General features: G+C 69.1%; 18 protein-coding genes and 1 tRNA gene. 11 read left to right on the top strand and 8 right to left on the bottom strand.

Annotated elements, in window-relative coordinates; all coding sequences use genetic code 11:
- A partial coding sequence (locus VB737_RS11240) for a glycoside hydrolase family 3 C-terminal domain-containing protein (RefSeq protein WP_500313008.1) occupies nt 1-922 on the top strand: 922 nt, incomplete at its 5' end.
- 8 nt (nt 923-930) lie between these two features.
- On the opposite strand, the gene VB737_RS11235 is transcribed toward VB737_RS11240, so the two are convergent.
- From VB737_RS11235 to VB737_RS11205, 7 genes are all read right to left on the bottom strand, one after another.
- On the bottom strand, nt 931-1,362 hold the full coding sequence (locus VB737_RS11235) for a glycosyl-4,4'-diaponeurosporenoate acyltransferase CrtO family protein (RefSeq protein WP_500313006.1): 432 nt from the start codon (nt 1,360-1,362) through the stop codon (nt 931-933).
- Between the two features lie 38 nt (nt 1,363-1,400).
- Nucleotides 1,401-2,486, bottom strand: coding sequence for a glycosyltransferase family 2 protein (locus VB737_RS11230; protein WP_500313004.1), 1,086 nt, complete (start codon nt 2,484-2,486; stop codon nt 1,401-1,403).
- 28 nt (nt 2,487-2,514) lie between these two features.
- On the bottom strand, nt 2,515-3,132 hold the full coding sequence (locus VB737_RS11225) for an alpha/beta fold hydrolase (RefSeq protein WP_190545851.1): 618 nt from the start codon (nt 3,130-3,132) through the stop codon (nt 2,515-2,517).
- Complete coding sequence (locus tag VB737_RS11220; RefSeq protein WP_500313002.1) at nt 3,133-3,861, bottom strand: proteasome-type protease; 729 nt, start codon at nt 3,859-3,861, stop codon at nt 3,133-3,135.
- Complete coding sequence (locus VB737_RS11215; RefSeq protein ID WP_500313001.1) at nt 3,858-4,697, bottom strand: transglutaminase-like domain-containing protein; 840 nt, start codon at nt 4,695-4,697, stop codon at nt 3,858-3,860. Before VB737_RS11215 ends, VB737_RS11220 begins: the two co-directional genes overlap by 4 nt.
- 3 nt (nt 4,698-4,700) lie before the next feature.
- Nucleotides 4,701-5,504, bottom strand: coding sequence for an N-formylglutamate amidohydrolase (locus VB737_RS11210; RefSeq protein ID WP_500312999.1), 804 nt, complete (start codon nt 5,502-5,504; stop codon nt 4,701-4,703).
- Between the two features lie 276 nt (nt 5,505-5,780).
- Nucleotides 5,781-6,212 (bottom strand): hypothetical protein, encoded by a 432-nt coding sequence (locus VB737_RS11205; RefSeq protein ID WP_500312998.1) that lies wholly within the window; start codon nt 6,210-6,212, stop codon nt 5,781-5,783.
- Nucleotides 6,213-6,623: 411 nt separating this feature from the next.
- Between VB737_RS11205 and VB737_RS11200 the strand changes: the two genes are divergently transcribed.
- The 8 genes from VB737_RS11200 to VB737_RS11165 all read left to right on the top strand — a co-directional run bounded on the left by VB737_RS11200 (nt 6,624) and on the right by VB737_RS11165 (nt 12,572).
- Nucleotides 6,624-6,842, top strand: coding sequence for a CsbD family protein (locus tag VB737_RS11200; RefSeq protein WP_500312996.1), 219 nt, complete (start codon nt 6,624-6,626; stop codon nt 6,840-6,842).
- A gap of 109 nt (nt 6,843-6,951) precedes the next feature.
- Complete coding sequence (locus VB737_RS11195; RefSeq protein WP_500312994.1) at nt 6,952-7,377, top strand: heavy metal-responsive transcriptional regulator; 426 nt, start codon at nt 6,952-6,954, stop codon at nt 7,375-7,377.
- Nucleotides 7,378-7,665: 288 nt separating this feature from the next.
- Complete coding sequence (locus tag VB737_RS11190) at nt 7,666-8,196, top strand: DUF305 domain-containing protein (RefSeq protein ID WP_500312993.1); 531 nt, start codon at nt 7,666-7,668, stop codon at nt 8,194-8,196.
- A gap of 94 nt (nt 8,197-8,290) precedes the next feature.
- The gene (locus VB737_RS11185) at nt 8,291-9,043 is read left to right on the top strand and encodes a DUF305 domain-containing protein (RefSeq protein WP_500312991.1); all 753 of its coding nucleotides are present in this window, start codon (nt 8,291-8,293) and stop codon (nt 9,041-9,043) included.
- Between the two features lie 363 nt (nt 9,044-9,406).
- Nucleotides 9,407-11,005, top strand: coding sequence for an iron uptake porin (locus VB737_RS11180; RefSeq protein ID WP_500313012.1), 1,599 nt, complete (start codon nt 9,407-9,409; stop codon nt 11,003-11,005).
- A 377-nt stretch (nt 11,006-11,382) separates the two neighbouring features.
- Nucleotides 11,383-12,072 carry a LuxR C-terminal-related transcriptional regulator gene (locus VB737_RS11175; protein ID WP_500312989.1) on the top strand — a complete coding sequence of 230 codons (690 nt, stop codon included), beginning with the start codon at nt 11,383-11,385 and terminating at the stop codon, nt 12,070-12,072.
- 22 nt (nt 12,073-12,094) lie between these two features.
- Nucleotides 12,095-12,322: a type II toxin-antitoxin system RelB family antitoxin gene (relB, locus tag VB737_RS11170; protein WP_500312987.1), complete on the top strand. Its 228-nt coding sequence runs from the start codon at nt 12,095-12,097 to the stop codon at nt 12,320-12,322.
- Nucleotides 12,306-12,572: a type II toxin-antitoxin system RelE family toxin gene (locus tag VB737_RS11165; protein ID WP_500312985.1), complete on the top strand. Its 267-nt coding sequence runs from the start codon at nt 12,306-12,308 to the stop codon at nt 12,570-12,572. The genes relB and VB737_RS11165 overlap by 17 nt, the downstream gene beginning before the upstream one ends.
- A gap of 55 nt (nt 12,573-12,627) precedes the next feature.
- On the opposite strand, the gene VB737_RS11160 is transcribed toward VB737_RS11165, so the two are convergent.
- Nucleotides 12,628-12,699, bottom strand: a tRNA-Lys gene (locus tag VB737_RS11160).
- 85 nt (nt 12,700-12,784) lie between these two features.
- Between VB737_RS11160 and VB737_RS11155 the strand changes: the two genes are divergently transcribed.
- Nucleotides 12,785-13,300, top strand: a complete 516-nt coding sequence (locus tag VB737_RS11155) for a gamma carbonic anhydrase family protein (RefSeq protein WP_500312983.1) — start codon at nt 12,785-12,787, stop codon at nt 13,298-13,300.
- A gap of 30 nt (nt 13,301-13,330) precedes the next feature.
- On the top strand, nt 13,331-13,438 hold a 108-nt coding region (locus tag VB737_RS11150), incomplete at its 3' end, for a photosystem II protein Y (RefSeq protein WP_500313010.1).

Genomic DNA, 13,438 nt, shown 5'->3' with positions numbered 1-13,438 from the left:
CCCGGGCGACCTGGCCCCGATCCTGCGCCAGGCGCCGCCCCCCGACTGGCTGGTGCGCCTGTGCGGCCGCCGCCGGCTGCTGCCGATCTGGACGGCGGTGGCGGCGATGATCGCCGGCGCGACACGCTTTGGTTCGGCCCGGGCCGGCGGCTCCTTCGCCTCCGGCGATCGCACGGTGCTGCAGCTACCGCCAGCGCAGGAGGCCCTGATCCTGGCGGTCGCCGCCGCCAACCCGCGCACGGTGGTGGTGCTGATGGGCGGTGGGGCGATCCTGTGCGAGGCCTGGCGGCAGCGGGTGCCGGGCCTGCTGATGCTCTGGTACCCCGGCGAGCAGGGGGGAGCGGCCCTCGCCGACGTGCTGCTGGGACGGATCTCCCCGTCGGGACGGATGCCCTTTTCGGTGCCCACCGAGGCCAGCCACCTGCCGCCGTTCGATCCCCGGGCCCGGCAGATCACCTACGACCTCTGGCATGGCTACCGGCGGCTGGCCCGCAGCGGGCGGCCGGCGGCCTTTCCCTTCGGTTTCGGGCTCTCCTACAGCCACTTCTGCCACACCGACCCGGCGGTGGCCTGGCTCCCCACCCCGGCGGGGGCCAAGGCGGCGGTGGAGCTGGCCGTCACGGTGACCAACACCGGCACGGTGGAGGCCGCCGAGGTGGTGCAGGTCTACCTCGAGCCACCCGGGGAGGCGGCGGAGCGGCCGCAGCGCACGTTGGTGGGCTTCGGTCGGGTGAACCTGGGGCCGGGCCGGAGCCAGCGGCTGCTGATCCGGATTCCGCTGCGCCGGCTCGCCTGGTTCGACGAGACCCGCGACGGCTTCGCACTGGAGAGCGGCCGTCACCGGCTGCTGGTGGCCCGCCATGCCGAGGACGCCGGCATCGGCGTCGACCTCGACCTGGAGAACGGGGTGGTGGGGCCATAAAGGAGCCCTCAGCCCTCGCCGGGCCGGCGGATCAGGCCCTGCATGGCGCGCTCCACCCGCCGGTGGTTGTAGCGCTGGAGCCAGAGACAGGGCAGGTTGAACAGGGTCGCGAAGACGAGGTTGATCAGCACCCCGGCCGGCGGCAGCCACAGGGCCGTGACGATCCAGAAGGGCCAGAGGGCCAGATGCACCAGCTCGGCCCGGCGGATCTCCGCCAGCAGGCGCTGCAGGCTGGCGCGGTCCCGTCCCACCAGGCTGTTCTTGGCCACCCCCCCGGGGAAGGCGGTGCCGGCATCGGGCAGTAGGGATTTCCAGCGGCGGATGGCGAGCCGCGACTCGAAGCCGCTGCGGCTCTCCGGCCAGGGGCGCCGTCCCGTGAGCCAGGTGTCGTGATCCAGGGCCTGCGGGGGCAGCCGGTGGGCCAGCCAGCCGACCAGCACCGACCACAGCAGCCAACCCAGGATGCAGGCCAGGAGCGCTAGCGCGTCGGAAACCGCCGGCCCTTCCATTCGATCGTGCCCAGCTCGAGATTCAGGATCGCCAGAACGAACACCCCCAGGAAGAAGAGCACGGGAATCGGAAAGATCAGGCAGATCCAGCCGAAATCGCCGATCCGGCGGGTAACCACCAGCAGCTGCACGGCAAAGGCGACGTAGAGCAGCAGGTTGGGCAGCACGGCGGTGTCCCCCACCATTGGCCAGCCCAGCAGGGAGGCGGGCAGGCACCAGGCCGCCCAGAACAGACCGGAGATCCACAGGATCACGCCGAGCATCCAGAGCCAGCGCACCTCGCCGGCGGCGGTGGCGAAGTTCTTGGCGAAGCCCACCACCATGTCCTTGAGGCCGCCGGGATACATGCGGTAGTCGAGCAGCCCCTGGCCGATGTAGGCGCTCACCGGCAGCCCCGCCTGCTCGTAGAGGTGGCCCAGGAACCAGTCCTCCACCACCTTGCCGGCGACCGCCGCATGGCCGCCGATGCGGTCGTAATCGCTGCGGCTGGTGGCCATGGCCGGCCCGAAGGCCACCCCGCAGCCCCGGCCCATCGGCACCGCCATCAGCCCCACGAGGTTGAACAGCACCGAGAGGAGCTCGTAGGGCTTCTCGGTGCGATGGAAGGGCTGCACCGAAACGAGGCCGCCCAGCTCCTGCTGGGTCGCCACGAGGCGCTGCAGGAACTCGGGATGGGGTTCGGTGTCGGCATCGAGGAAGACGAGGAGCTCTCCCCGGCTGGCGCGGACGCCATGGTGGAGAGCCCAGGTCTTGCCGCACCAGCCCTCGGCCAGGGGTGGCGGACGCAGCACCGTGACCCCGGCGGCGGCGGCAGCGATCGCGCCGGTGCGGTCGTCGGAGTGGTCGTCGATGACGATCGCCTCCTGCGGGGTGAGGCTCTGAAGCCCTAGGGCGGCCAGCAGGTTCGGCAGGGTGTGTTCCTCGTTGCGGGCCGGGATGAGCACCGACACCGTCGGCTGGCCCTGGACCCGGGAGGCGGGAAGCCTCGGCATGCGCAGGCACAGGGCCCAGCCGAGCAGCCAGCGCACCAGCAGCGAGAGGGCCAACAGATCCACGGTCGGCACGCCTGCTTGTCTCTCCAAGCTAGGGACGGAGCAGTTCGTCCACCAGGGCCCGCAGGGCGGCCGGGTGGGTCATCAGCTGGTGGTGGTAGCGCACCGGCAGGCGGCGGCCCGGGCCGATCGGCAGCACGGCGCGCCAGGCCGGCATCACCATCAGGTCCGGATGGCAGTAGTAGCTGCAGCAGTCCACGGGCTCCAGGGTGGCCAGATGGCTGTTGAGCCTCACCAGCAGGGGGCTGCCCGCCTTCAGGTCGGCGATGCCGGCCATCGGCCAGCTGGGCCAGGGACCGGCGGTGAGGGTGCCCTGCTGCGGACTGCCCACACTGATCAGCCGCCGCGTGCGCCGGTGGCCGCCCCGCAGCTGGATCCAGGTCCGGGCGATCACCCCGCCCATCGAAAAGCCCAGCAGATCGATGGGCTGCTCCGCCCCGAAGGCCGCCTCGATGTGGAGGCCGAGCAGGGCGGCCTGCTCCTCGATCGGCGTGAGCCCGAAGCGGTGGGGCAGTTGGGGGATCAGCAGGGGCCCGCGGCGCCCCGCCAGCTGGTGCTGCAGGGGGTCGAAGAGGCCTGGGGTGTCCCACATCCCATGGACCAGCACCAGCGGTGGGGAGTCGCCCGCGGGGCCTGGGGCCGTCGCCACCTACCAGACCAGTTCCGGCAGCTCCCGGAACACCTTCCGCACGCCCACGCTCCACTCGGCGCTGAGGTCCCTGAAGTAGCCGTCCCCCTCGCTGAAGCGGCGGCGGTGCAGGATCTCGAAGCGGTCCTTCTCGTAGACGAGCAGGTCGATGGGCATGCCCACCGACAGGTTGCTGCGCATGGTGGAGTCGAAGGACACCAGCACGCACTTGGAGGCCTCCGCCAGCGTCGTGTCGGTATGGATGACGCGGTCGATGATCGGTTTGCCGTACTTCGCTTCGCCCGTCTGCAGGAAGGGGGTGTCCTCGCCGGCCTCGATGAAGTTGCCCTCCGCGTACATGCGGAACAACCGCGGCGCCTCACCCCGGATCTGACCGCCCACCAGGAAGGAGGCGTTGAAGCTGGAGCCGGAGGCCTTCAGGTAGGGGCCGTCGCGCTGCTCGATCGCCCGCACCGCATCCGACACCAGGACCATGACATCGAACATGGTCCGGGCCGTCCAGACCGAGGGCTCGCCGTCGCCGGCCTCGGCCTGCTGGCGCAGCAGACCGATCACCGCCTGGGTCCCGGCCAGGCTGCCGGAGCTGAGCAGGACGAGCACCCGGTCGCCCTTGCGCTCGAACACGGTCATCTTGCAGAAGCTGGCGAAATCATCCAGCCCCGCATTGGTGCGGGAATCGGAGGCGAACACCATGCCGCTCTCCAGCAGCACCGCCACGCAGTAGGTCATGCCGTCCACACCTGGAACGACACCAGTTCCGAGGGGCCGAAGCTGGTGGTCAGGGCCACGTCGGCCGCATCCCGCCCCCGGGCCATCAGGATCCGGCCGATGCGGGGGGTGTTGTTGCGCGGGTCGAACACGTGCCAGCCGTCGCCGAGGTAGGCCTCGAACCAGGCGTGGAAGTCCATGGCCGTATGGGGCGGCGGCACCTCGATATCGCTCAGATAACCGGTGCAGTATCGCGCCGGGATGTTCATGCAACGGCACAGGGCAATCGCCAGGTGGGCGAAGTCACGGCACACCCCCTCCCGGCTCTCGAAGGTCTGGAGCGCCGACTTCGTCGGGCTGGAGCGGTTGTAGTCGAAGCGCACGTGCTGGTGGACGAAGTCGCAGATCGCCTGCACCCGCCCCCAGCCGCCGGGGCTGCCCTCGAACCGTGACCAGGCGAGGGCTGACAGCAGATCGGACTCGCAGAAGCGGCTGGCCAGCAGAAACAGCAGGGTGTCCTCTGGCAGCGCCTCCACCGGCTGCTGCGGCAGCCAGGGCAGCACAGGGTCGGGCCGACCGGCATCGGCCACCACCCCATGGCCATGCAGACGCAGCGAACCGGCTGGCGCCACCAGCCGCTGGCAGTGGTTGCCGAAGGAGTCAACATAGGGATGCAGCGGCACCGGGGGCTCCACCTGCAGCAGATCCGGCTCCAGCAGATCGCCGGCCCGACTGGCGTGCACCCCGAGGGTGACGATCAGGGGCGTCGGGGCGCCGAAGCGCAGCACCACATCGAATCCCAGCTGGATCTCGATCGGCTGGCTCGGTGGCGCCGCTGCGCCCAAGGGTGTGTGCATGGGTCACCCTATGGAGGCCTGACCGCCCGAGAGCGGCGGGAATCCCTCCGCCAGGGCGGCCTCCAGCACCCCGGCCAGTCGCTCCGCCCAGGCCTGGCGGCCGGTCTCGCTGGCGAGAAGGTCCTGGCGCACCTCCAGCTCCACATGGGGAATCCGGCGCCCCTCTCCGTGCACCACCAGGGTGTGGTCGCTGGCGTCGCTGACGGCATAGGGCTGGTTGTCTCCCACCCGCAGGCCCCGTTCACGCTGGAGTCCGCGGAGTACCCGGCTGGCCAGACGGGCATCACGGCCATGGAGCACCCCGACGTGCCAGGGACGCACCTGGTCGCCCAGCACCGGCGTGAAGCTGTGGAGGGTGACCAGGACGCTGGGCCCGGCCTGGCCCTGCCGCGCCTCCAGCTCGGCGGCGATGCGGCGGTGGTAAGGGTGGAAGAGTTCCTTGAGCCGCCGCTGACGCCCGGCCGTGCCGATGGCAAGGTTGGCGGCGATGGTGCTCTGCTCGCAGTGGCTGACGATCGAATCCGGCGCCCGGGGCGGCCGGTTGGCATCGATCACCAGCCGGGAATAGTTGTGCAGGATCAGAAAGGCGTCGAGCCGCGCCGCCAGCAGCAGGCCCAGCCCGTCCACGCCTAGATCCCAGGCGGCGTGGCTGGCGAGCTGCCGATCGCTCAGGCCCAGATCCCCCAGGCAGCGGGGAATGGCGCGGCCGGCGTGGTCGGCCGTGAGCAGCACCGCCGAGCGCCCGGCAGGGTTGACGATCCGGAAGGCAGGAGGATCTGCGGGCCCCAGCAGGGGTTCGTGCTGCAACGTGACGGCCTCGGGCCAGGGATCTTTGCCACCGCCAGCCTGGCGGGCGCAGCACGGGAGCGGGGAGCCCCCGACCACCGGAAATCGATCAGGGCGCTGTAGGGACCGATGCTGCCGGTGGCATGGCAGGGAGTCCATCCCAGTTGCTGGGGCCAGCGTCCCTTCGGCCGCCCTGGCTCCAGCGGTGAACGGCCTGCCTGCGCTGGCCGCAGTGCCCTGCGTCACCCCTCGCCGTCCTGTCGCGGCCGGATCGGATCGCCATACAGGCGGACGAGGTCAGGACACTCCTGTCCCCTCAAGAAGCATCGGCATGCCTGAGTTGACGTGCGGGGGACGTCGGGCCTGTCCATTGGCCACGTCATCATGGAATTCGCTGGAGATGACGCGCTCGAAAGGATCGTCGTTGCAGCGGTAGACGATCGCGTCCCGGACGCACTCGTGGCCGCCATCTTCATCCATGGTCGTGATGACGTGAACGCCCCAATGGGTGGACAGCTGGTAGCTGTAGTGGTCGCCGATCCTGGCACTGTCAACAAAGGCGTACCAATAGCCTCGCGGCTCTGATGTCATGGGATGGGCGCTGGCGTCCCAGTCGTTGAAGGCACCAACGACGGAGACCTGACTGGCGTGGGGTGCCCAGACACGGAATGCCACGCCATCCAAACATGGACGGGCCCACATACGCTGTTGCACCAACGGATAGGCCATGCTCCCGGCTCCGCTGAACTCACTCTTTCACAGGACAACCGCCACGGAGGTGCACCGTCACGCTGCTGTTCTGCAGCACCGGAGTCTGCCCAGGAGACAGCCGGATGGGCAGGCTGAATGGCATCAGGAATCCTCTGATGTGCGGAAGCAGCGAAGATGCAGATGTGTGCTGCAGACTGGACCAGAGGCTCCATCCATCGCGACCGGCAGACCTTCCCTGCCAGCGCTCATCTCCGGGATCGCCTCGGCCAGTCATGGGGCCACTTTGGGCACCATTCGAGACGCGGATCCCGCAGAATCACTAGGTTGGACAGGCAGCTCCCAGGGGTGCAAGGAGGACAGTCGTCGACACCTTGCTCGGGACTGTCCCTGACGATCTGCACAGCATCGGAACCCATCACCAACGGAACCATGACCAACAGGAACGACGCCGCCGCCAAGGAGGCCGAAGGCAGGCTTGAATCAGCCCTCGGTGATCTGACCGGTGACACCGGCCACCAGATCAAGGGCAAGGCCAAACAGGTCCAGGCCTCGGCCATGAATGTGGCTGAGGATCTCAAGGAGGGTGCCAAGGCGGTGGCCAGGAACGTCAGCGATGCCGCCGCCAAACTGGCCGACGACAAGGGCTGAGCGCTCCCGGGCGGCGCTGAGGGCCCCGGGGGTGACGCCGAGCGTCCCGAGGGCGGCCCGCCTAGACTCTCCCCCACAATGGAGAGTCGATGCCATGCAGGCCATCGGCATGACAGCCAGCCTGACAGCCAGCACGACGGTCGCCATGAAGATCGGCGTGCTGGCCCGCCGCAGCGGCATGACCGTCAAGACGCTGCGGTACTACGAGGATCTGGGACTGCTGCCGGCGATCGGCCGCAGCGAAGGTGGCTACCGCCTCTTCGCCGAGGAAAGCCTGCAGCGGCTGGAGTTCATCCGCCGCCTCAAGACCCTGGGCCTCAGCCTGGAGGAGATTCAACGCTGTTTAGCGGTTCACGACGCCGGTGAACTGCCCTGCGGCGACATCCAGAGGCAGCTGGAACGCCAGATCGGCCGGATCGACAGCCAGATCCAGGAGCTGCGGCAGCTCAGGAAGGAACTGCAGGGGTTGCTGGCCGGCTGGCAGAGCGATCCAGCCAAGGACGGTGACGTGATCTGCCCCAATCTCCGGGTGTGAAGCAATGCTCCGGCGTCGGGCCCGGGGCGATCGGAGCCGCACCCCAGGTGAAGCAATGTCCCGGAACCGCCTCCGGCTCCCGGCCCCATCCCCAGGCTGGTGATGGAGAGAAGCCATGGAGGAGAGCAGATGGGCCACTCCAGAACCGTCGCAGGCCGGATCCATGCCGTTGCGCGCAGAGGAGCCGTCGTCGCCGGGCTTGGGGCGCTGGTCCTGTCGCTGGGGACGCCAGCCTGTTCCGGTCCGCCCGCCTCCCCGACCCCGACGGGCAGCGGAGCGGGCCTGGGGATGCCTGGCGCCTGGCGGGGGACGGCTCAGGCGATGGATCAGCACTTCATCGTGATGATGATTCCGCACCATGACGGGGCGATCGCCATGGCGGATCTGGCCCTCACCCGGTCCAGGCGGCCTGAGATCAAGGCCCTGGCCCGCAGCATCCGGGACAGCCAGACGCGGGAGAATGCCCAGATGCGCGCCTGGTACCGGGAGTGGTTCGGCGGCGATGTGCCCGCCTGGGGCGGCTGGATGGGACACGGCGGAGGCATGGGCCGCGGGGCAGGAATGGGCCGCGGTGGAGGCATGGGGATGATGGGAATGGCGACGGATGTCGAGTGGCTCAGGAACGCCCCGGATTTCGATCGCGCCTTCATCGAGCAGATGATTCCCCACCACCGCATGGGCGTGATGATGGCCTCGATGGCGCAGACCAACAGCCGGCATCCGCAGCTCAGGGCGCTGCAACAGGCCATGGTCAAGGTCCAGAGCGAGGAGATCGAGCAGATGGCGCAGTGGTACCGCCGCTGGTACGGGACACGCTGAATCCCACCCCGTCCGCCCAGGGAGGGGGTGGCAGCAGCCCCTTGACTCTCCAGCCGGATGGAGACCATACGGTTGGGATTCCTCCCCCGTTCCCATGGCCCACCGTCGCCGTTCCGTCGTCGCGCTTGGCATCTTCGGCGCCCTGACGCTGAGCCAACCAGCCCTGGCACAGGGTCCGGGAGGCGATGCCCCGGGCGCCATGGGCCACGACCATCACCACCACCATCACGCCGCACCGGCCGAGGCCGCACCGACCGGCGCCGCTCCTGCCCACACCGACCACACCGGCCACGCCCACGATGTGGGCCCCGCCGGGGCCACCTACGACCTGCGCTTCATCGACGGGATGGTGCAGCACCACACCGGCGCCCTGCGGATGAGCGAGTTCGTCTTCGGCATCGGCCAGCCGGGCGTGGGGGCCCTGGCCACCACGATCTGGCGCGATCAGGCCAACGAGATCCGGGCCATGGGGCTGTGGCGCAAGGCCTGGTATCCCCAGGCCCCCGTGTATCCCGTGGCCCTGGCCAGCGGCGGCGATCCCAACAGCCTCAGCGGCCTCACCCGCATGAGCCAGGCCCAGATCGATGGCATGCGGATGATGGGCGACCCTCCCAGCCCGGCCAACCGGGTCGTCTGGTTCCTGGAGGGGATGCTCCACCACCACGGCGGGGCGCTGATCATGGCCCACGACGCCCTGGCCAAGAGCACCAACCCCACGATCCGCCGCTTTGCGCGGCAAGTGATCGTGGCCCAGAGGGCCGAGATCACCGAACTGCGGCGGATGCTGGCGGTGGAGGGCCTGCGCAAGCCGGAGTACGGCCGGTACGACGCCCTGTTCGCGCTCTGAGGCTGCCGAGGCTCGGGGCCTCAGAGCTGCTGCAGCAAACCCAGAACAGTCAGCGGCGCGCGGCCAGGAGCCAGGGGCCAGGGCCTTGAAGCGCTATCGGGCGGTGGCGGCGGCCTCCGGGTGCCTTTTTTTTGGGGGGGGGTTGACCTTGCGCGGCAACTCCGGGACAGGATGGGGCCGATGGCGACGGAGCCCCGGCCGGAGGCATAACCGGTCCCGCCTGAGGGTCCTAGTACTGATAACTATTATCATTTTTCGCGGAAGACCTTCCGATGGACGGGCTCGTCCCGTCCATCGGACAGCGTTCGCGGGCCGCCCCTGATGGGCACCCCTATCCCTTCCTTCATCAACGCCACGACCTCCATGGGCCTTCCCCTGCGTCACCTGATTCCCGTCGCCACCGCCGGCCTGCTGGCCCCCCTGGCCCCGCTCGCGGCCGGCGCCGGCGAGCTGAACCTGGAGGGCGTCAACCGCTACGCCCGGCCCGCAGCGGGACAGAGCCAGGAGCAGGTCACCAGCATCAACCAGTTCTCCGACGTCAAGCCCACCGACTGGGCCTTCCAGGCCCTCTCGAACCTGATCGAGCGCTACGGCTGCGTTGCCGGCTACCCGAACGGCACCTACAAGGGCGGCCAGGCCATGACCCGCTACGAAGCGGCGGCCCTGCTGAACGCCTGCCTCGACCGGATCACCGAAGTGACCGACGAGCTCAAGCGCCTGATGGCCGAGTTCGAGAAGGAACTCGCCGTGCTGCGCGGCCGTGTCGATGGCCTGGAGGCCAAGGTGGGTGAGCTCGAGGCCACCCAGTTCTCCACCACCACCAAGCTGAGCGGCCAGGCCACTTTCGTGATCGGTGCCAATGCGTTTTCGGGCAGTGACACCGCCAACGTCGATGCCGCCCGGGCCGCCGTGGGGGCCACCACCTTCAGCTACGACATCCAGCTGAGCTTCGACACCAGCTTCACCGGCAAGGACCTGCTGCGCACGATTCTGCGGGCCGGCAACTTCGCCGATTCCGCCTTCGGCGGCGCCGGCCCCACCGGCGGGCTCTCCACCCTGGAGGCGGCTTTCCAGGAGGATTGCGGCACCGGTGTCGACTGCGGCGACGTGGTGGCGATCGACAAGATCTTCTACCAGTTCCCCATCGGCAGCCAGTTCACCGCCACCTTCGGCGGCCGGGTGGGCCAGGAGGACATGCTCGCCCTCTGGCCGAGCGCCTACCCCTCCGACACGATCCTGAACCTGTTCACCCTCAACGGCGCCCCGGCGGCCTACAACAAGAACCTCGGCCCGGGGGCCGGTCTGTGGTGGCAGCAGGGCGGCTTCAGCATCAGCGCCAACTACGTGGCCGCCAACGGCGACGTGGGCGACCCCAACAGCGGCGGCATCGGCACCGTGGCCTCGGCCGGCACCGGCACGGTCCAGATCGGCTACGCCAAGGAGCAGTGGGGCCTGGCGGCGATCTACTCCCGCATCCAGTCAGGCGTGGGGGTGCCGGGCACCACCCCCTTCACCGGCCTCACCTACGAAGCCAACCCCAACAGCCGCACCGATGCCTTCGGCGTCAGCGGCTACTGGCAACCGGCCAACTCCGGCTGGATTCCCTCCATCAGCCTGGGGTGGGGCATCAACGGCACCAGCTACGACACCGCCCAGGCCCCCGGCTCCCTGCGCACCAGCCAGTCGTGGATGGTGGGCATGCAGTGGGACGACGCCTTCGTCAAGGGCAACGCCCTCGGCATGGCCGTGGGCCAGCCCGTCTTCGCCACCGCCCTGGCCGACGGCCAGACGCCCCAGGACGGCAACTTCGCCTGGGAGTGGTGGTACAAGTGGCAGGTCACCGACAACATCAGCGTGACACCGGCCCTCTTCTATCTGAGCCGGCCCCTGGGGCAGTTCACCACCCCCGACACCAGCTTCCGACAGCTGGGCGGACTCGTGAAAACCACCTTCCGCTTCTGAGCTCTCCCGAGTCGGATCTGCAGCGTTCCGCTCCAGGCGGACCGGTCGCCGGTACACGAGGCGTAGGGTCATTCCAGCCAGGGTTCGCACCAGGGAGGAGCCGCCAATGACCTGCTCGGGTGACAGCGATCATCGGAATGTGGGGGTGGTTTCCTACTCTCCCAGCGAACAGCTCCGGCCCTCGTCCTGCCTGGGACGCACCTGCCTGAAGTGGGGTGACAACGGCGAGTTGAGCGATGGGGATGCCCAGCTGATCCTGCAGCGGCTGGTCCAGGTCGACCGCCAGGCAGCAGCTCTGCTCGAACGGCTTCCCGAAAGGGTCACGGCGCGGTCCCTCGGGATCGGATGATGAAGTGAGCCTGGCTGGCCCCGCCACCATGGATCTCACGCCGTTCCTGGAAAGCCTGGAGGGCAACACCTTCGACGAGGTGCTGCTTTCGGTGGCGCCGGGTGGAAGGGTGGCGATCGCAATGAAGGGCCGCTTCCTGCTGCGGGCCCTCTGCGAGAGCATCAGCGACCGCCGCCTGATCGGCTGCGCGATCACCCAGGAGCAGGGCTGCCTGGACTATCTCGCCAAGGAGCCGTACGACCTGCTCCTGTGCACCGATCATCTGGAGAGCGGCAACGGCTTCGAGCTCACCCGCCAGGCCAAGGAGCTGTACCCAGGCCTCAAGGTGGTGATGCTGGCCCTCGGTGATGTGATTCCGGCGGAATACGAGCACGCCCCCTGGCTGGAGGCCGTGGTGGCCGAGGCCGACATCGTCGACGACCAGCGGCCCCTGCAGGCCGCCGTGATCGCCGTGATGGGCCACCACTCCTACCGCAGCCCCTCCCTGCGCTCCGGCAAGTTCCCCTACCTCAGCTGTCCGCGGCTGACGCCGCGGGAGTACGAGGTGCTGGATCTGTTGGCCAGCGGCCTCAGCGACCGTGAGATCGCCCAGAAGCTGGTGGTGAGCGACGCCACGGCTCGCACCTACACCAAGCGACTGCTCCAGACCCTGGGCGTCAACAACCGCCTGCAGGCCGTGCTCAAGGGGGTGCGCTGCGGCATGGTCCAGCTAGGGTGAATACACGCATTCACATGACTCCATGGCCACCTCCGTCCGCCTGGACCCGGCAACAGAGGCGCGGCTGGATCGGCTGGCCTCCGAAACGGGGCGGACCAAGGCCTTCTATCTGCGGGAGCTGATCGAGCAGGGCCTGGACGACCTGGAGGATGCCTACCTAGGGGCTGCGGCTCTGGAGGCCCACCGTCGTTCTGGGGAGCCGACCATCCCGATGGAGCAGCTGGTGAGCGACCTTGGCCTGGACGGTTGAGTTCATCCCGGAGGCTGCACGGCAGCTCAACAAGCTGGATCGCACGGCGGCCGGTCGTATCACTCGGTACCTCCAGGACATGTTGTCCAGTTGCAGTCACCCGCGCCAGAGGGGCAAGGCCCTGACGGCAAACCTGTCCGGCCTATGGCGCTACCGGGTCGGCGACTATCGGGTGATCTGTCAGATCGAAGAGGACCGACTTGTCGTGCTGGTGGTCGGACTCAGCCATCGCAGCGAGGCCTACCACTAACGCATCCAGCTGCCGCATAGCGGCCTATGGCTGGTGTGCGTTGCGGTGGTTGGGATGGGTCGCCTGAGATTCGAACTCAGGACCAGTCGGTTAAAAGCCGAATGCTCTACCGCTGAGCTAGCGACCCGTCGCTGGGGAAGCTATCACCCGGCGGTGACCCTCTCCAAGCCCACCGGCCGCCGCACCCTGCCCCCCGTTTGAGGCCATGCCCCATGACCAGCCCTGACCCCTGGCCCAGCCGCTGGGACGCCCCCCGCATCGACGCCGCCGCCTGGGTGGCCCCGTCGGCGGTGGTGATCGGCGATGTGGAGCTGGCGGCGGGGGCCAGCCTCTGGCCCACCGTCGTGGCCCGGGGGGATGTCTGCGCCATCCGGGTGGGGGAAGGCAGCAACGTGCAGGACGGCGCCGTGCTGCACGGGGATCCGGGCCAGCCCGTGACCATCGGCGCCGACGTGACCATCGGCCACCGGGCCGTGGTCCATGGCGCCACGCTGGAGGACGGCTGCCTGATCGGCATCGGCGCCATCGTGCTCAACGGCGTCACGGTGGGGGCCGGGGCCCTGGTGGCGGCCGGCGCGGTGGTCACCCGGAACGTGCCCGCCGGCGCCCTGGTGATGGGGGCTCCGGCGGTGGTGAAACGCCAGCTGGATGCCGCCGCGATCGAGGCCCAGCGCCAGCACGCCCGCCGTTATCGCCAGCTGGCGGAGGTTCACGCTGGACTCCGTTAGGATCCCGCCAACGTTTTTCCCTCCCCCGCCATGGACCTCCGGCTGCTGCTCGTCGCTGCTCCGATCCTCCTGGCCGTGGGTTGGGCCGCCTTCAACATCGGCCGCGCCGCCGTGGGTCAGCTGCAACTGATGCTCAAG

The sequence above is a fragment of the Synechococcus sp. BA-120 BA3 genome, from assembly GCF_034931285.1.
Taxonomy (GTDB): Bacteria; Cyanobacteriota; Cyanobacteriia; order PCC-6307; family Cyanobiaceae; genus Cyanobium.
The sequence above is the reverse complement of the archived record's forward strand: the minus strand, read 5'-3'. Positions and strand labels throughout refer to the sequence as shown.